The organism is Paracoccus binzhouensis, from assembly GCF_016446475.1.
GTDB lineage: Bacteria > Pseudomonadota > Alphaproteobacteria > Rhodobacterales > Rhodobacteraceae > Paracoccus > Paracoccus binzhouensis.
In genome coordinates this window covers 59,400-82,833 of the sequence record NZ_JAEHFP010000004.1, presented here as the reverse complement: position 1 = coordinate 82,833, position 23,434 = coordinate 59,400, and the positions used below count along the sequence as shown (strand labels likewise).

Sequence of the window (23,434 nt, the reverse complement as noted above, 5' to 3'; positions counted from 1 at the left end):
GAGAGAGCGCCGTCCGGAACCTTGCCCATCCGTCTCTCCCGAGGTCATCCGACATGCACAGCCTTTCCCCCGCGGCCGGACCGGCCGCATCGATTTCGCCTGCCACGGCCATCCTGGCCGCGGCCCGGCTTCTGCTTCCCCATCTCGAGCGCGGCGCGCGCATCGATGCTGCGATCCTGCGCGCGGCCATGGAAACCGCCTTCGGCGCCTCGGACGCTGTCGGCGGCTGGGACTGGAAATCCGCCTATGAGGCCTGCGAGGTCGCCACGGTCCTCTTCCTGCGCAAGTATGGCCCTGCGCTGTTCCGCAAAGCCGCCAGCATGGAGGCCCGTCTTGCGCAGCTCACGAAGATCGCGGCCCTGATGCCGACCCAGACCCGCCGCTCGGAGGATAGCCAGAGTTTTCAGCAGTTCAGCACACCGCTCCCGCTCGGCCTTGCGGCCCTGTCTGCGGCTCGGATCACCCCTAAGGATATCGTGCTCGAACCTTCGGCCGGCACCGGTCTGATGGCCATTCTCGCGGAAACGCTGGGCGGCGGGCTGATTCTCAACGAACTCGCGGCGACGCGCGCCGATCTCCTTTCCGCCCTCTTTCCGGCCGCGAACCTGTCGCGGGTCGATGCCGCACAGATCGATGATCATCTGGATGCGAGGCTCGTGCCCTCCGTCGTCGTGATGAACCCGCCGTTCTCGGCCCTGGCCCATGTCGCCGGGCGCAACACGGAGGCCGCCTTCCGGCACATCGCCTCGGCGCTGGCGCGTCTTGCGCTCGGCGGGCGGCTGGTCGCCATCACGGGGGCGGGTTTCGGGCCCGAGGCTCCGGCCTGGCGTGACGCCTTTATCCGGCTGCATGCGAACGGTCGGGTGGTCTTCTCCGCCGCGATCGACGGGTCAGTCTATGCGCGGCATGGCACGACGATCGAGACACGGCTGACCGTGATCGACAAGCAGCCCGCCGAGGATCCCGCCGCTTTTCCGGCCTCGCCGGGCACTGCACCGGATGTGGGAACGCTTCTCCATTGGATCGCGGCGCACGTGCCCGAGCGTTTGCCGGTGTCCCTGCCGCAGGCGACCGCTCCAGGCTGCCGCCGCTTGTCGCTGCCAGTCCGCGGGGTGCCCGGTCGGCCAATCCGCCCGGCACATCCCGTGCCGACGCAAGGCAGGGACCCCGAAGCTGTCGAACTGGCCTACGAGGCCATCGACTGGACGCCGCCCGAAGGCGGACGCCTGTCCGATGCCATCTACGAGCCCTATGCGCTGCAAGCGATCCGGATCCCCGGCGCGGAACCGCATCCGACCCGGCTGGTGCAATCCGCCGCCATGGCCTCGGTCGCGCCGCCGCGCCCGACCTATCGGCCGTTGCTGCCCTCCGACATCCGCGCCCGCCTGTCCGAGGCCCAGCTCGAGACCGTGATCTATGCGGGCGAGGCGCATGCGGGTCATCTGGCCGGGTCCTGGACGGTCGACGCCACCTTCGACACGGTGAGCGCGGCCCCCGATGATGCCGAGGGGGCCGTACGCTTCCGGCGCGGATTCATGCTGGGTGACGGCACCGGGGCGGGGAAGGGGCGGCAATCGGCCGGCATCCTCCTCGACAACTGGCTCCGCGGGCGGCGCAAGGCCCTCTGGATCAGCAAATCCGACAAGCTGATCGAGGATGCGCAGCGCGACTGGCAGGCGCTCGGGCAGGAACGCCTCCTGATCACGCCGCTTGCGCGCTTTGCGCAGGGCAAGCCGATCACACTGGCCGAAGGCATCCTGTTCACCACCTATGCCACGCTGCGCTCCGACGACCGTGGCGAGAAGGTTTCACGGGTGCGCCAGATCGTCGATTGGTTGGGCCGCGACTTCGACGGGGTCATCATCTTCGACGAGAGCCATGCCATGCAGAATGCCGGGGGCGGGAAGGGCGAACGCGGCGATGTCGCCGCCTCACAGCAGGGCCGGGCTGGGCTGCGGCTTCAGCATGCGCTGCCCGAGGCACGTATCGTCTATGTCTCGGCCACCGGGGCGACGACCGTGCACAACCTCGCCTATGCGCAGCGCCTCGGTCTCTGGGGCGGCGAGGATTTCCCCTTCGCCACCCGCGCCGAATTCGTGGCGGCGATCGAGGCGGGCGGCGTGGCTGCCATGGAGGTGCTGGCCCGCGACCTGCGGGCGCTCGGCCTCTATACCGCGCGGTCCCTGTCCTACGAGGGCGTGGAATACGACCTTCTGGAACACCACCTCAGCCCGGAGCAGCGCCGCATCTATGATGCCTATGCCGGTGCTTTCGCCGTCATCCACAACAACCTCGACGCGGCGATGGAGGCGGCCAACATCACCGGCCGCGAGGGCACGCTGAACCGACAGGCGAAATCCGCCGCCCGCTCGGCCTTCGAGAGCACCAAGCAGCGCTTCTTCGGCCATTTGCTGACCTCGATGAAGACCCCGACGCTCTTGCGGGCGATCCAAGGGGACCTTGCGGCGGGCCATGCCAGCGTCGTCCAGATCGTCTCCACCGGCGAGGCGCTGATGGAACGGCGGCTGGCGGAGATCCCGACCGAGGACTGGAACGACCTGAATACGGACCTGTCGCCCCGCGAGTACGTCCTGTCCTACCTGCAGCATTCCTTCCCGGTTCAGCTGCATGAACCATTCACCGATGGGGAGGGCAACCTCTCGTCGCGCCCCGTCTTCCGGGATGGTCAGCCCGTGGAATGCCGCGAGGCCGTCGCCCGGCGCGAGGCCCTGATCGAGCACCTTGCCGGTCTTCCGGCGGTGCCCGGCGCGCTCGACCAGATCGTCCAGCATTTCGGGACGGATCAGGTCGCCGAGGTGACAGGCCGGTCGCGCCGGATCATTCGCAAGGGCGAGGGGCGCGAGGCACGTCTTGCCGTCGAAAACCGCGCTGCCTCGGCGAACCTTGCCGAGACTTCCGCCTTCATGGACGACCGCAAGCGGATCCTCGTCTTCAGCGATGCGGGCGGCACCGGGCGGAGCTACCACGCCGATCTTGGCGCAAGGAACCAGCGGCTTCGGGTCCATTATCTGCTGGAACCGGGCTGGAAGGCCGACGCGGCGATCCAGGGTCTTGGCCGTACGAACCGGACCAATCAGGCGCAGCCGCCGCTCTTCCGGCCCATCGCGACCGATGTGAAGGCCGAGAAACGCTTCCTCTCGACCATCGCCCGCCGCCTCGACACGCTGGGCGCGATCACCCGCGGTCAGCGCCAGACCGGCGGACAGGGCCTGTTCCGGCCCGAGGACAATCTGGAATCCACCTATGCCCGCGATGCGCTGCGCCAGCTCTACCAGCTGATCGCGCGCGGCAAGGTGGAGGGCTGCACGCTCGAGGCTTTTGAGGCCGCGACCGGGCTGAAGCTGATGGATGCGACAGGCCTCAAGGACGATCTGCCGCCGATCACCACCTTCCTCAACCGCCTCCTGGCTCTCCCCATCGCGTTGCAGGGCATTCTCTTCGCCGCCTTCGAGCAGCTCCTCGAGGCACGGATTGCCGGGGCCATGGCCTCGGGCAACTACGACATGGGGCTCGAGACCCTCCGCGCGGAAAGCTTCCGGGTCATCGACCGCCAGGTGATCCACACCCATCCCGGCACCGGTGCCGAAACCCGGTTTCTGACCATCGCGGAACGCAGGGGGAACAAGCCTGTTACCCGCGAGGCGGCGCTGGCCGAACTCTCCGATCCCCGCGCGAAGCTTCTTATCAACGAACGCTCGGGCCGGGCCGCCGTGCAGATCCCCACCACCAGCATCATGCTCGATGATGGCGAGATCGAGCGCCGAGTGCGGTTGATCCGGCCCATGGAGGCGCAGGCCGTGCCCTTGCGCCTGATGGGCGAGACCCATTGGGTCGAAGCCGATGTCGCCCGCTTTGGCGCGGCCTGGGATGCGGAAATTGCGGGCGTGCCGGAGTTCACCGAAAGCACGCTCCATATGGTGACGGGGCTTCTGCTGCCGATCTGGAAGCGCCTGCCACCGGACTCGACCCGCGTCTATCGCCTGCAGGCCGACGATGGCGAACGGATCATCGGCCGCCGCGTCTCGCCCGCCTGGGCCGCGACGGCCTCGGTCACCGGGACGGTGGCGAGCCTGACCCCGGAGGCCGCCCATGCCGCCCTGATGGAGGGGCGCACCATCCTTGATCTCGTCGAGGGGCTGCAACTCCGCCGCGCGCGCGTCATGGGCGTGCAGCGCATCGAGCTGATGGGCTTCACCGAGGCGATGCGAGAGCGGCTGCGGACCTATGGTCTCTTCACCGAGATCATCGCCTGGAAGCTGCGCTTCTTCGTGCCGGTCGACGCCACCGGCGTCGAGGTCCTCGGCAAGCTTTTCGCGCGGTTCCCGATCGAGCGGATCGGCGCGCGGGAGGCGGTCTGATGACCCGGCTCACCGCCTCCGATCTGGCGGAGCGTCTTGGCCGACAGGCCGAGGCGGTCTGTCGTCATTACCTGTCGAACGGGCGCAAGCAGGGCAACTACTGGCTGGTCGGCGATGTGCGCAACACGCCGGGTCGGTCGATGTTCGTCCGGCTGACCGGCCGCGCATCGGGCAAGGGGGCCGCTGGGAAATGGGTCGATGCGGCCAGTTCCGAACATGGCGACCTTTTGGACGTCATCCGCGAAAGCCTCGGGCTGGTAGCGTTCGCCGAGATCGCTGAGGAAGCGCGCCGGTTTCTCAGCCTGCCGCAGGAGGTGCCAGCCGCACCGGGCAACCGTTCGCCGCACGCCGCAGGACCATCCGGCTCGACAGGCGCGGCGCAACGGCTCTGGCGCATGGCCCGGCCAATCGGGGGCAGCCTCGCCGAAACCTATCTGCGCGAGCGTGGCATCGCGGATCCGCTGGACGCCGACCCGTTGCGCTTTCTGCCGGACTGCTACTGGCGGCCCGACAGCGGGGGTCCGACCGAGACCTGGCCCGCGCTGATTGCCGCCGTCACCGACCACGAGGGGACGGTCACCGGCGCGCATCGCACCTGGCTTGCACGGGATGGCAGACAGAAGGCACCTCTCGATCCGCCGCGAAAGGCGATGGGCACGCTGCTCGGGCACGGCGTCCGGTTCAGCCGCGCGCAGGATGTCCTGGCCGCGGGCGAGGGCATCGAGACGATCCTGTCGCTGCGCCAGGTCTTGCCCTCACTGCCGATGGTCGCCGCCCTGTCTGCGGGTCACCTGGCAGCCATCCTGTTCCCTGCGCAGCTGCGCAGGCTCTATATCGTCTGCGACAACGATCCGGCAGGACGGATCGCGCGGGAGGCGCTGGTCGCCCGGGTCAGCGAGGCCGGGGTCGAGGCACTGGCACTCTCGCCGATGCTGGGGGATTTCAACGACGATCTCGTTGTACGCGGGCGGGATGCGCTTCGGGCCTGGGTCCGGCCACAGCTCGCCCCGGAGGACGTGAGCCGGTTCATGGGTCCGATGCACGCGCCGTGACGGAGCAGGTGATCGGCCTGTGACGAAGGGTTCATGGGCGCGGGAGTGCAGCGTCATAGGGCAGGAGGACCGCGCCTCGGCCTTCGAGAGGGCGAGCGGCCCACAAGCGGTCCGGCCCGGCAATGGCGGCGCCCGACTGATTTCCGTCGGCGGGCATCCACCCCACGCGACAGGTCGCGCGGGGACCCCGGAAGGCCCGCCTTTACAGCGCGATCCAAATCAGCCGGGCTTGGCCATCAAGGCCCTCGCAAAGGGCTCGGGCTGCCTGACCGGTCCGCCTGTGGGCTTTCGTCGCCACGAAGGCCGCGACGGTCGCGGTCCAGCCGAAGGACGCCTCCCATGTACGCCCATGAAGATTTCGACGCCGATCACAGCACCTCACCTACCGGCCATGTCATCGAAGCCCTTGAACTCTATGGCTACCGTCCCGCCGAGGACGAGGCCGACCCCCGGATCACGCCCGAGGATGACGTCATCCGCACCGCGGTCGCCGACATCTTCGACGCCCTCATCTCCACCATGGCCGACACCAGACTCGACTTCGACCTCGACGAGATCCTCTGGTCGACCGTCAACACCTTCCACCGCGCGGTCCTGCGGATCGAGGGTAAGCTCGACGACAATGAGCAGGCCCAGAAGCGGCTGCAGCGCGAACAGGATGGCTCCGAGGTCAAATCCGTGCAGCTCGAGACGCTGATCGCCATCGGGCAGAGCCTGCTCGATCGCCGCGACAGTCTCGAGCTCTTCTGCGAGACCGCCGCAGACATCTACCTGCGGACGCTGGGCACCCCCTGGTCGCCGCGCACCGGTTCGCGCGTCAACCACCGCCAGATGACGGCTGCCATGATCGACAGCCGCGATTTCCTGGCTGCCAAACGCCGGGCCGATGCCGAGGTGCTGCTGCCCACAGGGCCGAAGATCGCCTTCTCGGGCGGCGAGACCACCGACCATCGCCTGATCTGGGACAAGCTCGACCAGGTCCATGCCAAGCACCCGGACATGGTCCTCCTGCATGGGGGATCGCCGAAAGGCGCCGAACGGATCGCCGCCACCTGGGCCAGCAACCGCAAGGTCCCGCAGGTCGCCTTCAAGCCCGACTGGACGAAACACGCCAAGGCCGCGCCCTTCAAGCGCAACGACCAGATGCTCGCGACCCTGCCGATCGGCGTCATCGTCTTCCCGGGCACCGGCATCCAGGACAACCTGGCCGATAAAGCCCGCAAGATGGGTATCCCGGTCATCCGCATCGGGGCGGGCAGCGCGTAAGCGCTGCCAACGCCTTGACGTCCGACGGTGCGGTTCGATTGACCCGCGTCGGTGGGGTGCTCTCTCCGATCCTCGGGCCTGCCGGACTGAAACCCCGGTATTTGGCTACTGGCAAAGGTTGAGGTGATCAGCTCGGATGGCACCGCTGCATGGCGCGGCTGCCGCCTATGCAGGTAACCTGAGGCTCGCAGGCACACCTGATCAATGCTATCCTGCGTGTCGCGCCGTGGTGGTGGTGGAGGCGCGACCGTCCAACCTTTTGTGCGGAGCCACCACTATGATCTTTCTCGGAATCCTCGTCTCTCTCGCGGCCATCGGCACGATGTGCTGGCTGCTGTTCAATCTCGCCGTCTTCGCGCTGCCGTTCTTTGCAGGCGTCACCCTCGGCACCTGGGCCTATGGGACCAGTGCCGGATGGCTGGGCGCGACCGTTATCGGCATTGCAGGCGCCGGGCTCGTGCTGGCCCTTGGTCAGGGCCTCCTACTGGTCGTCCGTCCGCTCTGGGCGCGGTTCCTCATCGCGCTGGCCTTTGTCGCCCCCGCTGGCGTGGCGGGGTTTCACGCTGCCTTGGGGATCACCCGGCTCCTGATGCCGTCGGACGCCTGGCAGGTCGTCTTTGCGATCATCGGCGCGGTCGCGGTGGGCATCACGGCCTTTCTGCGGGTCGCAGGCATGGCGGCCACCGGCGATGCGGGCGGGAGCCTGGTCCGAAGCTGAAGGCCGGGCAGGCAGGTGGGGTGACCAAAGCAACGAGGCCCTGCCTGCCTGTCTCGACGGATTGCGGGGCTGGCTCTGGTGCGTAGCTTCGGATCGTCGCTAGGCCCTGTTCTTGTCCCGTCCAGAGCGCGGGACGGGCAAGGCCGTATCGGCGGGCCGTCATCGATCCCGTCAGGGGGGGGCGCTGCCGGTGGCATGGTTCGGGTTGGACAATGCGCAAGGCCTGGAAGGGGGAGGCGGATCGCCGGTGTGGCCCCGTCCTGTCTGTCTTGGCGGGGGCCTGTCGCCAGTGTCTCCGTCTGCTCCCCGTGTCCAGACCGCTCCATACGGCCTCTTCAATGGCCTGATCTGGCCGAAGACCGGCTTCGCCTCGACCGCTTCGGCGCAACAGCGTCGTCACAACTTTCTTCCCCTGCCGGCCTGAAGGCCGCCATTCCTCGCGGGACCAAGAAAGTTCCTCCTGTGCTGTCAGGCCCCCGCCGGGCGGGGGTGCGCCAGCGGTCGTCTCCGTCCTGTCGATCGCCATCGAGGCCGCAATGGTGCGGGCTCGGAAACGGAAAACGGAGACTTACCATGGCGACCATCGGCACCTTCAAGAAGACCGGCACGAACGAATTCACCGGCGACATCGTCACCCTCAGCGTCCAGGCCAAAGGCGTGCGCATCGTCCCCGACCAGCGCGCCACCGGCGAGAACGCCCCCAGCCACCGGGTTCTGGTCGGCCGCGCCGAGATCGGCGCCGCCTGGTCCAAGCGCTCGAACGAGGGCCGCGACTATCTGGGTCTCAAGCTCGACGATCCGAGCTTCACCGCCCCGATCTACGCCAACCTCTTCGACGACGAGGACGGCGAGGGCTTCTCGCTGATCTGGTCCCGCCCCAACGGCCGCCGCGCCGACTGACGCGGACCACAAGGCCCCGGTCGCAAGACCGGGGTCTTTTCCATGCCTGCCCCGAACGGCGATGCCCACCGCGACCGCGCCGGGGCCACAGCGTGACCTGCAGGGACCGGCGCGGCCGGGCGACGCCGCAGATGGAGCCGGCGCTGGCGGCGAATCGCGGGAATTCACAACGGCATAGGCCGGACGGCGAAACCGCAGTTTCCAGTGGCGGATTGGACTAGAGCGACTAAAATAGTCGTAGTTCTGGAATGCGCGCCGGTCGCGATGGGAGGTGATCATGCATGATCACCGCTCGACAGTCGCGGGCCGCACGCGCGTTGCTGGGTTGGACGCAGGAGACGCTCGCTGACAAGGCCCGAATATCCCTGACTGCCCTGAAACGCCTTGAGTCCGAGAACCGGCTTGAGGTGTATGAATCGACACGGGATCAGGTTCGCCGGGCACTCGAGGCCGCAGGGATCGTCATCCTGTCTGACAAGCGCGGGCAGGGAGTGATGCTGGAGCATGGCCGAGACGAGAAGACCCACTGACGCGACCGGGCGGTGTGACAGAAGGCTGACTATGCCGATGCTCCCGGGGACCGCGCCATGAAGCCCACGACCCCGGCCTTCGACGAGCTTGCCCCCACCAGCGCGGACATCACCGATTACGACCGCAGGCACATCAAGCTCTACATGCGTCTTCTCGATGCGACAGAAGATGGCGCGGACTGGACCGAGGCCGTCGAGGTCCTGTTCGGGATCGACCCTGTCCGTGAACCCGACCGCGCGCGGCGGGTCCATGACAGCCATCTGGCGCGGGCGCGCTGGATGACGCAAAGTGGCTATCGGAAGCTGCTGGGTCCGCGTTCCGGCATTTCGTGAGCCCCTGCGCGAGGTGATGCTGCAGCGGCATCATCTGCTGCATCCCTCTGAGCCTTTTCCCAGCTTCCCTGCGCTGGAATCTTTTCATCCCATGCGTGTGTTGACTCTGTCGAGGGTTGAGAGATGGGGCCGGATACATCGAACTGGCGAAACCAGGACTCCTATGACTTCTACGATGAGCTTTCGGTTGAAGGCATCGCCTGGGAATGCCTGCGCCGCGATCTCGACTATCAGGCGAGCTTCGCGGACATCGTGACGCAAAAGGCCGTGCGTGCCCCGTTCGAGGAGGAAGCCCAGCATCGCTGGGGCCTGCGATTTTCCGGCCGACCCGAGGCTCTCCATTCTCGACCAGCCGGTGATCTGGTCACCTCACGCCAATCCGGGCACCGTGCTTGTCGGAGAGGTCCCCGGTTTCTGGCCGCCCTTGCCGCGGCACATCCCGCTTGATCTGCCGTCGCAGGCGGAAGCAGAGGAGGGAAGCTACGGCGCCTTGGGCACGGATGATCCGGTTCCCTTTCTGAACATGGCGGGGCGCATGGACACCGGGTCCATGGCCATCGTTCTGCCCGTCGATGACGACCTGCCGGGCCGGATCGAAGCGATCCAGCGGTTTTGGCAGGTGCTCAAAACGCGCCCGGTCCCGCGCGATACCCGCATGACCCCTTATCAGCGCCAGCGCTTCCGACAGATGATGCAGGCAGCTGACGGTCGCGCGTCGGGTGCGAGCTACCGAGAGATCGGCATCGCGCTCTACGGGGAACAGCGCGTCTTGAGTGAACCATGGAAGACATCCCCGCTGCGGGCTGCCGTCATCGCGCTCGCCCGCAATGCCTCCGCGCTGATCGTCGGCGGGTATCGCGGCCTCCTGCATCACCGCCGTAAGCCGTAGGGTGCGCCTTGCCCAGTCTAGGGGTGCCTACGACCGCAGTGAGCCCAAACCGACCGAGACCGAACAGACGGATTTCGCGCGTGCACCGAGGAGCGCCTCGTCAAGGACGGCCCATACCGTTCCGAACGGCCGCCTGTTCAGCTACACCAGCGAAGACGAGGGCGACCACTTCCTCATGCTGAAAAACCCGCTGAAGTTCGTGGCCGACATGCAGGCGTTCATGGCAGAGTGAGGGGATAGGCGCACGTAACGAATGACAGGAATGTCCGCACTGTGGCCTTCGGTGCAAGGCGCGGTGATCGAAATGCATTGGAGCAATGGTCAAGCCGAAAGCCAGATCAACCGACTGAAGACCTTGAAGCGTGCGATGTACGGTCGGGCCGGCCCGAACTTGCTCAGGGCTCGAATGCTTCCGCTCCACCACACATATTGAGGATGACCCGATTAAAGGGCAACGCGACAGACGCCCACTTCGCCGTCTCGTCCCAAGCCCAAGCCTCCAACGCGAATGTGCGCGGAGAATAACCAGATCAGATCACCAGCGGGAGGAGGGGGACGGCGTCGCGCTTACGTTGGATGGTGGGCCTTCGGTTTCGCAAGCGACGCCTTTGCACACCCATTTTCGGCATGACCTTGTTGGCAGTTTTCATGTCGCGCTGCGTCGTTTCAACTTGTTGATGGTGTGGTTCGCAAAACCACCATAGAGATCTGAGCCCGGTCATGGCGTGTTGTTCCCAACACGCTACGACCCGGAATACATCAGTGGCAAGCTGCTGATCTGGGCCGAGAAACAGGGCATCACCATCCAGCACATCCAACCCGGCCAGCCGCAACAGAACGCCTATATCGAGCGCTGCAACCACACCATCCGGCATGAATGGCTCGACGAATACATCATCGAAACCATCGAGGAGGCACAGGATCACGCCACGGAATGGCTCTGGACATACAACAACGACCACCCGAACATGGGCATCGGCGGCATCACACCCGCAATGAAACTGAAAACGGCCGCGTAAGTTCTACGAATGCACCCCATAGAATATGGGGGGATTGCCAGCTCACTCAGACCCCAGTCTTGAATCGCATTCGAGCGCGCTGCTCTCGTCGCTGCAGCTCCCGACCGCGACGTATCGATTCCTCGACATAGCCCATGTGGTCGCGCGCAGCCTCCTCGGCACGTACAGGATCAGCGGACAGAACCGACTCAATGATCTCTATGTGTTGATCGAGAAGCTTGCGTCCGCTGTCATCGATACTGCGGAGAAGGTCATGATTGTAGAAGATTCCGCGACGTGTCAGGTCATAGACCGACGCCATCATGTGGATCAGCGTTGTGTTGTGGCTGGCATCGACCACAGCATGGTGAAGCCGGAAATCAGCTTCGCTTTCCGCCTCTGCGTCCTGACCAAGCCAGGCCGCTTCGAGTTCTTCCCTGATCGCAGACAGACGCTCCTTGTCCGCAGCTGTCGCGCGCTGCGCGGCAAGGCGGGTCGCGAAGGCTTCCTGCTCGCGCCGGTATTCGAGATAGTCGTGAAAGGCTTCGCCATGGCGCGAATAAAGCGCCAACATGGCCGGCGACATGGCCCTGCCGGTCAGTTCGGCAATATAAGTTCCGTCACCGTGGCGGACATGAACGAGGCCGCGAGCCTCGAGCGTCTGCAGCGCTTCACGCAGCTTTGGCCGCGACACCCCGAAGGCGTCGGCCATTTCGCGCTCCGACGGCAAACGAGCACCGCTCTTCAGAACCCCATCGACGATCATCGTTTCAACCTTGCCGACAACCGTATCGACGACTGATTCGTGATCAATCGGCTCAAAAATTTCCGCAGCAATCATGGGCGGCGAGCTCCTTGGGGGTGCCGATAGACAGACATCAATATTATTTACCTCACCGGAGTCTGATTTCAAGGACAGCATCTTCTCCAGTCGTGTATTTTTTTGACTGAAAATCAATATTTTCTTGATATCCATGGGGTATCCGGTGAACCTCACACTGCCGAGCACGCTGCGTCAACCGACGATCACTTTTCACGGCGCTTGATCTAAAGGTAAATAAACTTGTTGACTAGGATAAGTGGTAAAGTTTATATACCTGTTATGACGTAGGCGGGACGCTGAGCGCTCCGAACCAACTCTGGGAGGGGGCGTCCATGCTGCAGCACGAGGCGGTCGGGCCGGACCGCAGGCCTGCTTGGCCGGTCAGTCGCTCGGTTCGTCTCCGCCATGCCTGTCCACGGTGCCGCGCCGCTGACTTTTCGGGCGAGGGGCCATCAAATCGGCTATGTCGAGCCGCGTTGCTTTGTTCTGCCGATGGCACTTCCACAGCAAACTGAGCGCCTTTCAAACGACCTTAGGAAAGGGATCGATGCTATGACCAAAGCCGTAATCGTTGCCGCCGCACGAACTCCCGTCGGCAGCTTTCTGGGATCGTTCGCCAATATCCCCGCGCATGACCTGGGCGCAGCGGTCCTGCAGGAAGTCGTGTCCCGGGCCGGGATCGACCCGGCCGAAGTTTCCGAAACGATCCTGGGCCAGGTCCTGACCGCGGGCCAGGGCCAGAACCCGGCGCGACAGGCGCATATCAACGCGGGCCTGCCGGCCGAATCCTCGGCCTGGCTTCTGAACCAAGTCTGCGGGTCTGGACTGCGGGCCGTTGCCTTGGCCGCCCAGCAGGTAACGACGGGCGATGCCACGGTGGTGCTGGCGGGCGGCCAGGAAAGCATGTCGATGTCCACCCATGCGGCCTATCTGCGTGCGGGCCAGAAGATGGGTGACATGCAGTTCATCGACACCATGATCCGCGACGGCCTGTGGGATGCCTTCAACAACTATCACATGGGAACCACGGCCGAAAACGTCGCCCAGAAATGGCAGATCAGTCGCGACCAGCAGGACGAATTCGCGCTTGCTTCGCAGAACAAGGCCGAGGCCGCGCAAAAGGCGGGCCGCTTTGATGACGAGATCGTGGCCTTCACGGTCAAGACCCGCAAGGGCGACACGGTCGTGGACAAGGACGAATACATCCGTCACGGCGCCACCATCGACGCCATGCAGAAGCTGCGCCCGGCGTTTTCCAAGGACGGCACGGTCACGGCGGGCAATGCGTCCGGCCTGAACGACGGCGCGGCGGCGGTGATGGTCATGACCGAGGACGAGGCCAGCCGCCGCGGCCTGACCCCCCTGGCGCGCATCGCATCCTGGTCAACGGCAGGGCTTGACCCGGCGATCATGGGCACCGGCCCGATCCCGGCCAGCCGCAAGGCACTGGAAAAGGCGGGCTGGTCCGTGGGCGACCTGGATCTCGTCGAGGCGAACGAAGCCTTTGCCGCCCAGGCTTGTGCCGTCAACAAGGACATGGGCTGGGACCCCGAGATCGTGAACGTGAACGGCGGCGCCATCGCCATCGGCCACCCGATCGGCGCATCGGGCGCGCGCGTCCTGAACACCCTGCTGTTCGAGATGAAGCGGCGCGACGCGAAAAAGGGCCTTGCCACGCTGTGCATCGGGGGCGGCATGGGCGTCGCCATGTGCCTGGAACGGTAAGGCAGGAAAACGTGCGCAATATCATTGCGCACGTTTGGCCATCCTTGTAGCAATATTTCGGGGACGGCAAATTCTTGAAAAGGGAGGGATTCATGTCCAAGGTTGCACTTGTTACCGGGGGGTCGCGCGGCATCGGCGCGGCAATTTCCAGGGCACTGATGGAGGCGGGATACACCGTCGCCGCCACCTATGCCGGCAACGACGACGCCGCAAAGGCATTCACCGAGGAAACCGGCATCAAGACCTACAAATGGTCGGTCGCCGACTATGACGCCTGTGCGGAAGGCATCAAGCAGATCGAGGCCGAGCTGGGCCCGATCGCCGTGCTGGTCAACAACGCCGGCATCACCCGCGACGCGATGTTCCACAAGATGACCCCGCAGCAGTGGAAAGAGGTCGTCGACACCAACCTGACCGGCCTCTTCAACATGACCCACCCGGTCTGGTCGGGGATGCGCGACCGCAAGTTCGGCCGCATCATCAACATCAGCTCGATCAACGGACAAAAGGGCCAGGCCGGCCAGGCGAACTATTCCGCCGCCAAGGCGGGCGACCTGGGCTTTACCAAGGCCCTGGCCCAGGAAGGCGCCCGGGCGGGCATCACCGTGAACGCGATCTGCCCCGGCTATATCGCGACCGAGATGGTCAAGGCCATCGACGAAAAGGTCCTGAACGAACGCATCATCCCGCAGATCCCGGTCGGCCGTCTGGGCGAGCCCGAGGAGATCGCGCGCAGCGTGGTGTTCCTGGCGTCCGACGACGCGGGCTTCATCACCGGTTCCACCATCTCCGCCAATGGCGGCCAGTTCTTCGTTTGAGGGAAACACCCATGAGAGACCTCGGTCCCGATATCGACCCGATCGAATCCCGCGAATGGCAGGACGCCATTGCCGACGTGATTGAACGCGATGGCCCCAACAGGGCTCATTTCCTTCTCGATAGAGCCGTCGCACAGGCCCGCGCCGCCGGGGCAACGCTGCCGTTCTCTGCAACGACCCCTTACCAGAACACGATCCCCGTGGACGATCAGTATGAGTTTCCGGGCGATTTGGACATGGAATGGCGCATCCGCACCATCAACCGCTGGAACGCCATGGCGACGGTCGTGCGCCGCAACAAGGAATCCAGCGAATACGGCGGGCATATCGCATCCTTCGCCTCCTCGGCGGTGATGTATGATGTCGGGCTGAACCACTTCTGGCGCGCGCGGTCGGCGATTCACGGCGGCGATCTGGTATTCTTCCAGGGCCATGTGGTGCCCGGCATCTATGCCCGGTCCTTCATGGAAGGCCGCATCACCGAAGAGCAGATGCTGAACTTCCGGTCCGAGGTCGGGGGCGAGGGGCTGTCGTCCTATCCCCATCCCTGGCTGATGCCGGACTATTGGCAGTTCCCGACCGTCAGCATGGGACTTGGCCCGCTGATGGCGATCTATCAGGCGCGGTTCATGAAATACATGCACAATCGCGGGCTGATCGATATGGCCGACCGCAAGGTCTGGTGTTTCCTGGGCGACGGAGAGATGGACGAGCCGGAAAGCCGCGGTGCCATCGACCTGGCCGCGCGCGAGGGTCTCGACAACCTGATCTTCGTCATCAACTGCAACCTGCAACGCCTGGACGGCCCGGTGCGCGGCAACGGCAAGATCGTGCAGGAGCTGGAAGGCAATTTCCGAGGCGCGGGCTGGAATGTCGTCAAGCTGCTCTGGGGCAAGGGCTGGGACGATCTGCTAGAAAACGACACCAGCGGCCGGCTGCGCCAGTTGATGGATGAAACGGTGGACGGCGACTATCAGACCTTCAAGTCCAAGGACGGCGCGTTTATCCGCAAGCATTTCTTCGGCAAGTATCCCGAAACTGCGGCCCTGGTCGAGGACTGGTCCGACGATCAGATCTGGTCGCTGAGCCGGGGCGGCCACGATCCCGAGAAGGTCTATACCGCGTTCCGCAAGGCGACCGACACTAGGGACCAGCCGACCTGCCTGCTGATCAAGACGGTCAAAGGCTATGGCATGGGATCTGCGGGCGAAGGGCAGAACACCACCCACCAGCAGAAAAAGCTGGCAGAGGACCAACTGCGCGCGTTCCGAGACCGCTTCAAGATCCCCGTGTCCGACGAGGATTTGCCGAAGGCCCCCTTCGTCGCGTTGAACAACGCCCAGAAGGCCTATCTGGCGGACCGGCGCAAGGCCCTGGGTGGCGCGTTCCCGCAGCGTGTCAGCACCTCGCCCAAGCTGGCAATCCCGCCGCTCGAGGCGTTCAAGGCGCAGCTTCAGAACACGGGCGAGCGCGAGATTTCGACCACGATGGCCTTTGTGCGCATCCTGACCACACTTCTGCGCGACAAGGAGCTGGGCAAGCATATCGTGCCGATCGTGCCGGACGAAAGCCGCACCTTCGGCATGGAGGGGCTGTTCCGATCCATAGGGATCTACAATCCCGCCGGCCAGCACTATACGCCCGAAGATCGCGAGCAGATGTCCTATTACCGCGAAGCAGCGGATGGGCAGGTCTTGCAGGAAGGCATCAACGAGGCCGGTGCCATGGCCGACTGGATCGCGGCGGCCACGTCCTATTCCAACCACGGCGTGCCGATGATCCCGTTCTTCATCTACTATTCGATGTTCGGTTTTCAGCGGGTGGGCGATCTGGCCTGGGCTGCGGGTGACAGCCGGGCGCGTGGCTTCATGTTGGGCGGCACCGCCGGGCGCACAACGCTGAACGGCGAGGGTTTGCAGCACGAGGACGGCCACAGCCATATCATCGCGGGCACCGTCCCGAATTGCATCAGCTACGACCCGACCTTTCAGCACGAAGTGGCGGTGATCGTGCAGCACGGCATGACGCGGATGTATCAGGATCAGGAGGACGTGTATTTTTACATCACCCTGATGAACGAGAACTATGCCCATCCCGACATGCCGGCAGGCTGCGAGGCGGGCATCATCCGCGGCCTCTATCGCCTGAAAGAGGTCAAGAAGCCGGGCAGGAAGCACGTCAATCTGCTGGGATCGGGCACGATCCTGATCCAGGCGATCAAGGCCGCCGAGATGCTTGAGGCCGATTACGGCATTACCGCCGACATCTGGTCGGCGACAAGCCTGAACGAACTGGCCCGCGACGGCCAGGACGCGGCGCGGTGGAACCGGCTCAACCCGCTTGAGGCGCCGCGCGTGCCCTATGTCACGCAGGCGCTGTCCAAGGCCAAGGGACCGGTGATCGCCGCCACCGACTACATGAAGAACTATGCCGAGCAGATCCGGGCCTTCGTGCCGGGCCGCTACACGGTGCTGGGGACCGACGGGTTCGGTCGCTCCGACAGCCGGGTGAACCTGCGGAGATTCTTCGAGGTCGATGCCAACCACATCGCCGCCGCAGCCATGGTGGATCTGTTCCGTGACGGTGCGGTCGACGAGGCGACGCTGAAGGCTGCCCTTGCCAAGTATGACATCGACGGCGCCAAGCCGAACCCCCGGCTGGTCTGAGCGGGAAGAAGGAGGAGACACATCATGCCTGTTGAAGTGAACGTTCCCGACATCGGCGATTTCAAGGATGTCCCGGTCATCACCGTTCTGGTGAAGGTGGGCGACACCATCGCCGCCGAGGACCCGTTGATCGAGCTTGAATCCGACAAGGCCACAATGGAGGTGCCAAGCCCCGTCGCAGGCCGCATCGCCTCTATCGTGGTGAAGGAAGGCGACCGGGTCTCCGAGGGATCGGTGATCCTGACGGTCGAGGCCGAGGGCAGCGACGCCGCTGCCGCCGCATCGGCGCCTACATCGGCGCCCGCCGCCGCGCCTGCCGCATCGGTTCCGGCGGCGGCAGCCCCCGCAGTTCCCGCCGTCACAGATACGGGGTTCAACAAGGCCCATGCTTCGCCGTCGATCCGCGCCTTTGCGCGGCAGTTGGGGATTGATCTGGCCAAGATCAACGGCTCGGGCCGCAAGGGTCGCATTCTGCGCGACGACGTGACGGCGGCGCTGAAGGCCAGCGCAGTCCCGGTCGCTGCCGCATCGGGCGGCGCGGCGCTGAGCGGCGGCATGGGCATCCCGCCGATTCCGGTTGTGGACTTCTCGAAGTTCGGTCCGGTCGAAAACGTGGAAATGCCCCGCATCAAGAAGCTGTCCGGCCCGGCGCTGCACCGGTCCTGGCTGAACGTCCCCCATGTCACCCATCAAGAGGAAGCCGACATCACCGAGATCGACCAGTTCCGCAAGGAACTGGACGACGAGGCCAAGAAGGACGGCTATCGCGTCACCCTGCTAGCGCTTGTGATCAAGGCCAGCGTGTCCGCACTGCGCAAGCACTGGGAGTTCAACTCGTCGATCCACCCCGACGGCGACAAGCTGATCCGCAAGTCGTATTACAACATCGGCTTTGCCGCGGACACGCCGAACGGGCTGGTGGTTCCGGTCATCAAGGAAGCCGACCGCAAGGGGATTGTCGAAATCTCGAAGGAACTGGGCGATCTCAGTGCCAAGGCCCGCGCGGGGGAGTTGAAGTCCCAGGACATGCAGGGCGCGACCTTCACCATCTCGTCGCTAGGGGGCATCGGTGGCACCGCCTTCACTCCCATCGTGAACGCGCCCGAGGTGGCGATCCTGGGCCTGACGCGCTCGCGGATGGCGCCGGTCTGGGACGGCCAGCAATTCGTGCCGCGCAACATGCTGCCGATGTCGCTCAGCTATGACCACCGCGCCATCGACGGGGCGTTGGCGGCTCGCTTTGCCGCGACGCTGAAGCACCTGCTCGGCGACGTGCGCCGGATCATGCTGTGAAGGAGGGCCGAAACATGGACGTCAAGGTTCCCGACATCGGCGATTTCAAGGATGTGCCGGTCATCACCCTTCTGGTCGCCGTGGGCGACGAGGTTGCCGAGGAGCAGCCGCTTATCGAACTGGAATCCGACAAGGCGACGATGGAGGTGCCCAGCCCCGTCGCAGGCCGGATCACCGCGATCTCGGTCAAGGAAGGCGATCGGGTCTCCGAAGGATCGGTGATCCTGACGCTGGACGCCGCCGGCGCCGCCGCCGAACCCGCCAAGGGCAAGGATGAGCCGCGCAAGGACAGCAGCGGCGGTCGTGACAGCAGCCCGGCCGCAGCTCAGCCCGTCCCGGCAGCGCTGTCCGCTTCGGCGCGCGGCGACATCCATGCCGAGGTGGTCGTGCTCGGTTCAGGTCCGGGCGGCTATACGGCGGCGTTCCGCGCGGCCGACCTGGGCAAGAAGGTCGTGCTGATCGAACGCTATCCAACGCTGGGTGGGGTCTGCCTGAACGTCGGCTGCATTCCGTCCAAGGCTCTGCTGCACGCAGCCAAGGTCATCTCGGAAGCCGAGGAGATGGGCCATCATGGCCTGCGCTTCTCGCCGCCCGAGGTGGATCTCGATGCGCTGCGCGGCTGGAAGAACTCGGTCGTCACGCAGTTGACGGGCGGTCTCAGCGGTCTGGCAAAGGGCCGCAAGGTTCAGGTCGTGACCGGCTTTGGCACCTTTGCCGGACCCAACATGATCGCGGTCGACATCGACGGGGCGAAATCCACGGTCAGCTTCGACCAGTGCGTCATCGCCGCCGGGTCCGAACCCGTGAAGCTGCCGTTCATTCCCCATGACGATCACCGCGTGATCGATTCCACCGGCGCGCTGGAACTGGAAGGCGTGCCCGCACGCCTTCTGGTTCTGGGCGGCGGCATCATCGGGCTGGAAATGGCCTGCGTCTATGACGCGCTGGGGTCCAGCGTAACGGTCGTGGAACTGATGGACCAGATCATCCCCGGCGCCGACAAGGACATCGTCAAGCCCCTGCATAAGCGGATCGAGGCCCGATACGAGAAGATCCTGCTCAAGACCAAGGTCACGGGGGTCTCGGCCGACGAGGACGGGCTGACCGTCACCTTCGAGGACGACAAGGGCGGCACCACCACCGATCGCTTCGACAAGATCCTTGTGTCGGTCGGGCGTCGGCCCAACGGCAAGATGCTGAACGCCGGCGCCGCGGGCGTGGCCGTGGACGACCGCGGATTCATCGCCGTGGACAGCCAGCAGCGTACCAATGTTCCCCATATCTTCGCCATCGGCGACGTGGTGGGCCAGCCGATGCTGGCGCACAAGGCAGTCCATGAAGGCAAGGTCGCAGCCGAGGTCGCGGCCGGGCACAACCGCCACTTCGACGCCCGCGTGATTCCCTCGGTCGCCTACACCGACCCAGAAGTTGCCTGGGTCGGCGTGACGGAAGCCCAGGCCAAGGCCAGTGGACTGAAGGTCGGCAAGGGCGTTTTCCCCTGGGCTGCCTCTGGACGGTCGCTTTCAATTGGCCGGTCCGAGGGCATCACCAAGCTGATCTTCGACGAAACCGATCAACGCGTCATCGGCGCGGCCATCGTCGGCCCGAACGCCGGCGATCTGATCGCCGAGGTGGCCCTGGCAATCGAGATGGGGGCCGATGCGGTCGACCTTGGCCACACCATCCACCCGCATCCTACCCTGAGTGAGACGGTGAACTTCGCTGCCGAAATGTTCGAGGGCACGATCACCGACCTGATTCCGCCGAAGAAGCGTCACTGACCGTGATCGGGCGGCCACAGCTGATCGCCCGATGCCTTCCGTCAGCACAGCAACAGGAGCCTGCAATGACCGACAAGAAGCCCACCATGGATTTCAATGAAGCGCTCAAGGCGTTTGATCCGACATCCCTGTTTCCGTTCATGAACTCTCAGGGCATGGCGGACTGGTTCCGCCGTCAGAATGTTGACGGCCTCGATCCCGCCTCAATGCTGAAGATGTGGCAGAAACGGCTGGATGCCCTGGCCAGTGCCAACGAGCACGCAAGATCCCTCTACCGGTTGCAGATCGAGCGTCAGTTCCAGATTTTCGACGAGATGACGGCTGCCGCAACAGACAGCATGAAGCGGCTCGACACATCCGTCCGCTCCGAGGCGTCTGGGAACAATATCAAGGTTCTTTCGGACGCGGCCGACAAGGCTCTCGCGCTGATGCAGCGGCTTTCGGAGGAATCGCTGGTGGCGATGACCGAAACTCAGAAACGGTTTGCAGTTGAGGTGGATGCGGCCATCAAGGACTTGCGCGGCGCTTGAGCGACGAGGTCGGGTGACCCCATCCTGTACCGCGACGCGCACAAGAGCATCGGCGCGCTCCTGCTGGTGATCACCATTCGACCCAGACCATGGTGCGCCGCGGATCCGGCAAGCCCGAGAATATCGGCTGCGTTGTAACAGACCCCCAAAGGGCCGGATTGGCCCGACGCTTCGGAGGAGGAAAGATGCCCCAAGTTTTCACATTCGTCATGGCCCTGCTGCCAATCGCCACAGTGTTTCTGCTCTTGGTGGTGCTCGCACGCTCGGCCAAGCTTTCGATGGGCGTTTCCTATCTGGTCACGGCCGCGACCTCGCTTTTGGTCTGGGGCACGGACCTCAACAAGATTCTTGGCGCCACCGTGAACGGTGCCGTGACCGCAGTCAGCCTGCTCTACATTATCTTCGGTGCGATCCTGATGCTCTATACGCTGGAGGAAAGCGGCGGCATCCGGTCGATCCGGGCAGGGTTCACCAGCATTTCGCCTGACCGGCGGGTACAGGCGATCATCATCGCCTGGTTGTTCGGATCGCTGATCGAGGGGGCGTCCGGGTTCGGAACGCCCGCGGCCATCGCCGCGCCACTGCTGGTTGCCATCGGCTTTCCGGCCATGGCGGCGGTGCTGGTAACGCTGATCATCCAGTCCACGCCTGTGTCATTCGGGGCAGTCGGCACGCCGATTCTTGTCGGTGTCAATACCGGGCTTTCGGGTCAGGCGATTGTCGAACAGACCATCGCACCGATGGCCTTCGCTGACTATCTGGTCGAGATTGCTGTCAAGGTTGCCACGCTGCATGGCCTGATCGGCTTTCTGATCCCGTTGATCATGATCGGCATGATGACGCGGTTCTTCGGTTCCCGGCGGTCCTTCGCCGAAGGGTTCCGCATCTGGAAATTCGCGCTGTTCGCCGGGCTTGCCTTCACCGTTCCCTACTGGATCATTGCCAGCCTGCTTGGCCCGGAATTTCCGTCCCTGGTGGGCGGCATCATCGGGCTGCTGATCGTCGTTCCCGCCGCACGGGCCGGCTTCCTGATCCCGAAGGAGTCCTTCGACTTCCCGCCCCGCGAACAGTGGGACGGAAAATGGGTCGGCAAGCTGGACGATCTGGAGGATCACCGTGCCGGGCTTGAGGTGATGTCGTTGCTCAAGGCCTGGGCGCCCTACATATTCGTGGTTCTTCTGCTGGTCGCGACGCGCACGATTCCCGATTTCAAGGCCTGGCTGACCGCCCCGGAACGGACCATGGCCTTCGATGATCTGTTCGGGTCGGGCATCAATGCCCGCGTGCAATGGCTGTATCTGCCTGGAACGGTGCTGATCCTCGCTTCGCTGTTCACCTTCCTGTTCCATCGAATGCGTCCGGCCGATTACGGCAAGGCATTGCGTACGTCGGGATCGACAATGATCGCGGCGGCCCCGGCACTGCTGTTGGCGGTGCCGATGGTGCAGGTGTTCATCAACTCTGCCTCGGACACGATGGCGTCGATGCCGATCGTGCTCGCCGAAAGCGTCTCGGCCGTGGTCGGCAGTGCCTGGCCGATGTTCGCGCCACTGATCGGGTCGATGGGCGCCTTCGTCGCCGGATCGAACACGATTTCGAACATGATGTTCTCGTTGTTCCAGTTCTCGACCGCTGAACAGATCGGTCTGGGCGCGGCCGGGGCCGGATTGGTTGTTGCGCTGCAGGCCATCGGCGGTGCGGCAGGCAATATGATCTGCGTGCACAACGTGGTGGCAGCCTCGGCCACGGTGGGGCTTGTGGACCGCGAGGGCGAAATCATCCGCATGACCCTGATCCCGATGTTCTATTATATCGTCCAGGGCGGCTTTCTTGGTCTTGCTATCCTGGCGGGCGGGCCGAACCTGTGGTGGATCGCCGTGCTGATCTGGCCGGCCGCCGTGCTGTTCCTGATGTCGCGCAATCGCGGGGCTGTTTCCGCCACCCAAACACGCTGAGGTCGCCATGTCTGGACAGCCAAACCCTCGTGTCGGCCTTTTCGTGACCTGTCTCGTGGATGCCATCCGTCCCGGTATCGGGTTCTCGGCCCTTCAATTGCTCGAAGAGGCCGGATGCCGGGTGGAAGTGCCGGAGGCGCAGACCTGTTGCGGGCAGCCTGCCTTGAACAGCGGGGACGAAAAGGATGCCGCAGCGCTGGCACGGCAGACCATCGCGGCTTTCGAGGGGTTCGACTATGTCGTCCTGCCCTCGGGATCCTGCGCGGGGACGATCGTGCACGGCTATCCGGAGCTGCTGGCGAACGATCCGGTCTGGGCGCCCCGCGCCCGGACCCTGGCCGCCAAGACACACGAGATCACGGGTTTCCTGGTTGATATGATGGGTTTTCGGCCAAAAGGCCGTCGCCTTGCGGCGACGGCCACCTACCATGACAGTTGCGCGGGTCTGCGCGAACTGGGCATCGCCGCGCAGCCCCGTGCGCTTCTGGCCGACGTCGAGGGCCTTGAGATGCGGGGGCTGGAAGGCAACGACGTCTGCTGCGGTTTCGGCGGCACCTTCTGCGTCAAGTATTCCGACATTTCCAATGCGATCGTCACCGAAAAGGCCGAAGCCATCGAGCGCACCGGGGCAGATATCCTTCTGGCCGGAGACCTCGGCTGTCTGATGAACATGGCCGGCAAGCTCCACCGCCGCGGCGCGAAGACGCGCTGTTTCCACACCATCGAGGTCCTGGCCGGCCGCGCCGACGGTCCGGCCATCGGCGAGGAGGGCTGAAGG

At 64.7% G+C, this 23,434-nt stretch carries 19 protein-coding genes and 1 pseudogene; 19 read left to right on the top strand and 1 reads right to left on the bottom strand.

Annotated elements, in window-relative coordinates; genetic code table 11:
- The first annotated feature begins 53 nt into the window (after nucleotides 1–53).
- The 11 genes and pseudogenes from I9P22_RS02730 to I9P22_RS02675 form a co-directional block, all read left to right on the top strand.
- The gene (locus tag I9P22_RS02730; RefSeq protein WP_199257861.1) at nucleotides 54–4,379 is read left to right on the top strand and encodes a strawberry notch family protein; all 4,326 of its coding nucleotides are present in this window, start codon (nucleotides 54–56) and stop codon (nucleotides 4,377–4,379) included.
- Nucleotides 4,379–5,431, top strand: coding sequence for a DUF7146 domain-containing protein (locus tag I9P22_RS02725; protein ID WP_199257860.1), 1,053 nt, complete (start codon nucleotides 4,379–4,381; stop codon nucleotides 5,429–5,431). Before I9P22_RS02730 ends, I9P22_RS02725 begins: the two co-directional genes overlap by 1 nt.
- Nucleotides 5,432–5,770: 339 nt before the next feature.
- Entirely contained in the window at nucleotides 5,771–6,697 is a 927-nt protein-coding gene (locus I9P22_RS02720; protein ID WP_199257859.1) for a DUF2493 domain-containing protein, read from the top strand.
- 277 nt (nucleotides 6,698–6,974) lie between these two features.
- Entirely contained in the window at nucleotides 6,975–7,415 is a 441-nt protein-coding gene (locus I9P22_RS02715) for a hypothetical protein (protein WP_199257858.1), read from the top strand.
- A 573-nt stretch (nucleotides 7,416–7,988) separates the two neighbouring features.
- Complete coding sequence (locus tag I9P22_RS02710; RefSeq protein ID WP_058096062.1) at nucleotides 7,989–8,315, top strand: DUF736 domain-containing protein; 327 nt, start codon at nucleotides 7,989–7,991, stop codon at nucleotides 8,313–8,315.
- Between the two features lie 281 nt (nucleotides 8,316–8,596).
- The gene (locus I9P22_RS02705; protein WP_058096061.1) at nucleotides 8,597–8,845 is read left to right on the top strand and encodes a helix-turn-helix domain-containing protein; all 249 of its coding nucleotides are present in this window, start codon (nucleotides 8,597–8,599) and stop codon (nucleotides 8,843–8,845) included.
- Nucleotides 8,846–8,902: 57 nt separating this feature from the next.
- Nucleotides 8,903–9,178, top strand: a complete 276-nt coding sequence (locus I9P22_RS02700) for a DNA -binding domain-containing protein (protein ID WP_199257857.1) — start codon at nucleotides 8,903–8,905, stop codon at nucleotides 9,176–9,178.
- A 123-nt stretch (nucleotides 9,179–9,301) separates the two neighbouring features.
- Nucleotides 9,302–9,625, top strand: a complete 324-nt coding sequence (locus I9P22_RS02695; RefSeq protein WP_199257856.1) for a transcriptional regulator domain-containing protein — start codon at nucleotides 9,302–9,304, stop codon at nucleotides 9,623–9,625.
- Nucleotides 9,626–9,728: 103 nt separating this feature from the next.
- The gene (locus I9P22_RS02690; RefSeq protein ID WP_199257855.1) at nucleotides 9,729–10,067 is read left to right on the top strand and encodes a DUF2285 domain-containing protein; all 339 of its coding nucleotides are present in this window, start codon (nucleotides 9,729–9,731) and stop codon (nucleotides 10,065–10,067) included.
- A gap of 1 nt (nucleotide 10,068) precedes the next feature.
- The gene (locus tag I9P22_RS02685) at nucleotides 10,069–10,299 is read left to right on the top strand and encodes a hypothetical protein (RefSeq protein ID WP_199257854.1); all 231 of its coding nucleotides are present in this window, start codon (nucleotides 10,069–10,071) and stop codon (nucleotides 10,297–10,299) included.
- Nucleotides 10,300–10,816: 517 nt separating this feature from the next.
- Nucleotides 10,817–11,086, top strand: a pseudogene (locus I9P22_RS02675) (integrase core domain-containing protein); the annotation flags it as partial.
- 46 nt (nucleotides 11,087–11,132) lie between these two features.
- Here I9P22_RS02675 and I9P22_RS02670 read toward each other — a convergent pair.
- Nucleotides 11,133–12,041, bottom strand: coding sequence for a FadR/GntR family transcriptional regulator (locus I9P22_RS02670; RefSeq protein WP_233253161.1), 909 nt, complete (start codon nucleotides 12,039–12,041; stop codon nucleotides 11,133–11,135).
- Between the two features lie 399 nt (nucleotides 12,042–12,440).
- Between I9P22_RS02670 and I9P22_RS02665 the strand changes: the two genes are divergently transcribed.
- The 8 genes from I9P22_RS02665 to I9P22_RS02630 all read left to right on the top strand — a co-directional run bounded on the left by I9P22_RS02665 (nucleotide 12,441) and on the right by I9P22_RS02630 (nucleotide 23,431).
- The gene (locus I9P22_RS02665; protein ID WP_199257853.1) at nucleotides 12,441–13,613 is read left to right on the top strand and encodes an acetyl-CoA C-acetyltransferase; all 1,173 of its coding nucleotides are present in this window, start codon (nucleotides 12,441–12,443) and stop codon (nucleotides 13,611–13,613) included.
- Between the two features lie 92 nt (nucleotides 13,614–13,705).
- Nucleotides 13,706–14,431, top strand: a complete 726-nt coding sequence (gene phbB, locus I9P22_RS02660; RefSeq protein ID WP_199257852.1) for an acetoacetyl-CoA reductase — start codon at nucleotides 13,706–13,708, stop codon at nucleotides 14,429–14,431.
- Nucleotides 14,432–14,442: 11 nt separating this feature from the next.
- Complete coding sequence (aceE, locus tag I9P22_RS02655) at nucleotides 14,443–17,097, top strand: pyruvate dehydrogenase (acetyl-transferring), homodimeric type (RefSeq protein ID WP_199257851.1); 2,655 nt, start codon at nucleotides 14,443–14,445, stop codon at nucleotides 17,095–17,097.
- Nucleotides 17,098–17,121: 24 nt separating this feature from the next.
- Nucleotides 17,122–18,390: a dihydrolipoyllysine-residue acetyltransferase gene (gene aceF, locus I9P22_RS02650; RefSeq protein ID WP_199257850.1), complete on the top strand. Its 1,269-nt coding sequence runs from the start codon at nucleotides 17,122–17,124 to the stop codon at nucleotides 18,388–18,390.
- Between the two features lie 14 nt (nucleotides 18,391–18,404).
- On the top strand, nucleotides 18,405–20,171 hold the full coding sequence (gene lpdA / locus I9P22_RS02645) for a dihydrolipoyl dehydrogenase (RefSeq protein ID WP_199257849.1): 1,767 nt from the start codon (nucleotides 18,405–18,407) through the stop codon (nucleotides 20,169–20,171).
- Between the two features lie 65 nt (nucleotides 20,172–20,236).
- Nucleotides 20,237–20,701: a hypothetical protein gene (locus I9P22_RS02640; RefSeq protein ID WP_199257848.1), complete on the top strand. Its 465-nt coding sequence runs from the start codon at nucleotides 20,237–20,239 to the stop codon at nucleotides 20,699–20,701.
- 185 nt (nucleotides 20,702–20,886) lie between these two features.
- Nucleotides 20,887–22,656: an L-lactate permease gene (locus tag I9P22_RS02635; protein ID WP_199257847.1), complete on the top strand. Its 1,770-nt coding sequence runs from the start codon at nucleotides 20,887–20,889 to the stop codon at nucleotides 22,654–22,656.
- Between the two features lie 7 nt (nucleotides 22,657–22,663).
- Nucleotides 22,664–23,431, top strand: a complete 768-nt coding sequence (locus I9P22_RS02630) for a (Fe-S)-binding protein (protein WP_199257846.1) — start codon at nucleotides 22,664–22,666, stop codon at nucleotides 23,429–23,431.
- Nucleotides 23,432–23,434 lie beyond the last annotated feature (3 nt).

Bases quoted from the DNA above. Each gene is read 5' to 3' on its own strand.
- I9P22_RS02730 (WP_199257861.1), top strand. From the start codon at position 54: ATGCACAGCCTTTCCCCCGCGGCCGGACCGGCCGCATCGATTTCGCCT.
- I9P22_RS02725 (WP_199257860.1), top strand. From the start codon at position 4,379: ATGACCCGGCTCACCGCCTCCGATCTGGCGGAGCGTCTTGGCCGACAG.
- I9P22_RS02720 (WP_199257859.1), top strand. From the start codon at position 5,771: ATGTACGCCCATGAAGATTTCGACGCCGATCACAGCACCTCACCTACC.
- I9P22_RS02715 (WP_199257858.1), top strand. From the start codon at position 6,975: ATGATCTTTCTCGGAATCCTCGTCTCTCTCGCGGCCATCGGCACGATG.
- I9P22_RS02710 (WP_058096062.1), top strand. From the start codon at position 7,989: ATGGCGACCATCGGCACCTTCAAGAAGACCGGCACGAACGAATTCACC.
- I9P22_RS02705 (WP_058096061.1), top strand. From the start codon at position 8,597: ATGATCACCGCTCGACAGTCGCGGGCCGCACGCGCGTTGCTGGGTTGG.
- I9P22_RS02700 (WP_199257857.1), top strand. From the start codon at position 8,903: ATGAAGCCCACGACCCCGGCCTTCGACGAGCTTGCCCCCACCAGCGCG.
- I9P22_RS02695 (WP_199257856.1), top strand. From the start codon at position 9,302: ATGGGGCCGGATACATCGAACTGGCGAAACCAGGACTCCTATGACTTC.
- I9P22_RS02690 (WP_199257855.1), top strand. From the start codon at position 9,729: ATGGCCATCGTTCTGCCCGTCGATGACGACCTGCCGGGCCGGATCGAA.
- I9P22_RS02670 (WP_233253161.1), bottom strand. From the start codon at position 12,041: ATGGATATCAAGAAAATATTGATTTTCAGTCAAAAAAATACACGACTG.
- I9P22_RS02665 (WP_199257853.1), top strand. From the start codon at position 12,441: ATGACCAAAGCCGTAATCGTTGCCGCCGCACGAACTCCCGTCGGCAGC.
- phbB (WP_199257852.1), top strand. From the start codon at position 13,706: ATGTCCAAGGTTGCACTTGTTACCGGGGGGTCGCGCGGCATCGGCGCG.
- aceE (WP_199257851.1), top strand. From the start codon at position 14,443: ATGAGAGACCTCGGTCCCGATATCGACCCGATCGAATCCCGCGAATGG.
- aceF (WP_199257850.1), top strand. From the start codon at position 17,122: ATGCCTGTTGAAGTGAACGTTCCCGACATCGGCGATTTCAAGGATGTC.
- lpdA (WP_199257849.1), top strand. From the start codon at position 18,405: ATGGACGTCAAGGTTCCCGACATCGGCGATTTCAAGGATGTGCCGGTC.
- I9P22_RS02640 (WP_199257848.1), top strand. From the start codon at position 20,237: ATGACCGACAAGAAGCCCACCATGGATTTCAATGAAGCGCTCAAGGCG.
- I9P22_RS02635 (WP_199257847.1), top strand. From the start codon at position 20,887: ATGCCCCAAGTTTTCACATTCGTCATGGCCCTGCTGCCAATCGCCACA.
- I9P22_RS02630 (WP_199257846.1), top strand. From the start codon at position 22,664: ATGTCTGGACAGCCAAACCCTCGTGTCGGCCTTTTCGTGACCTGTCTC.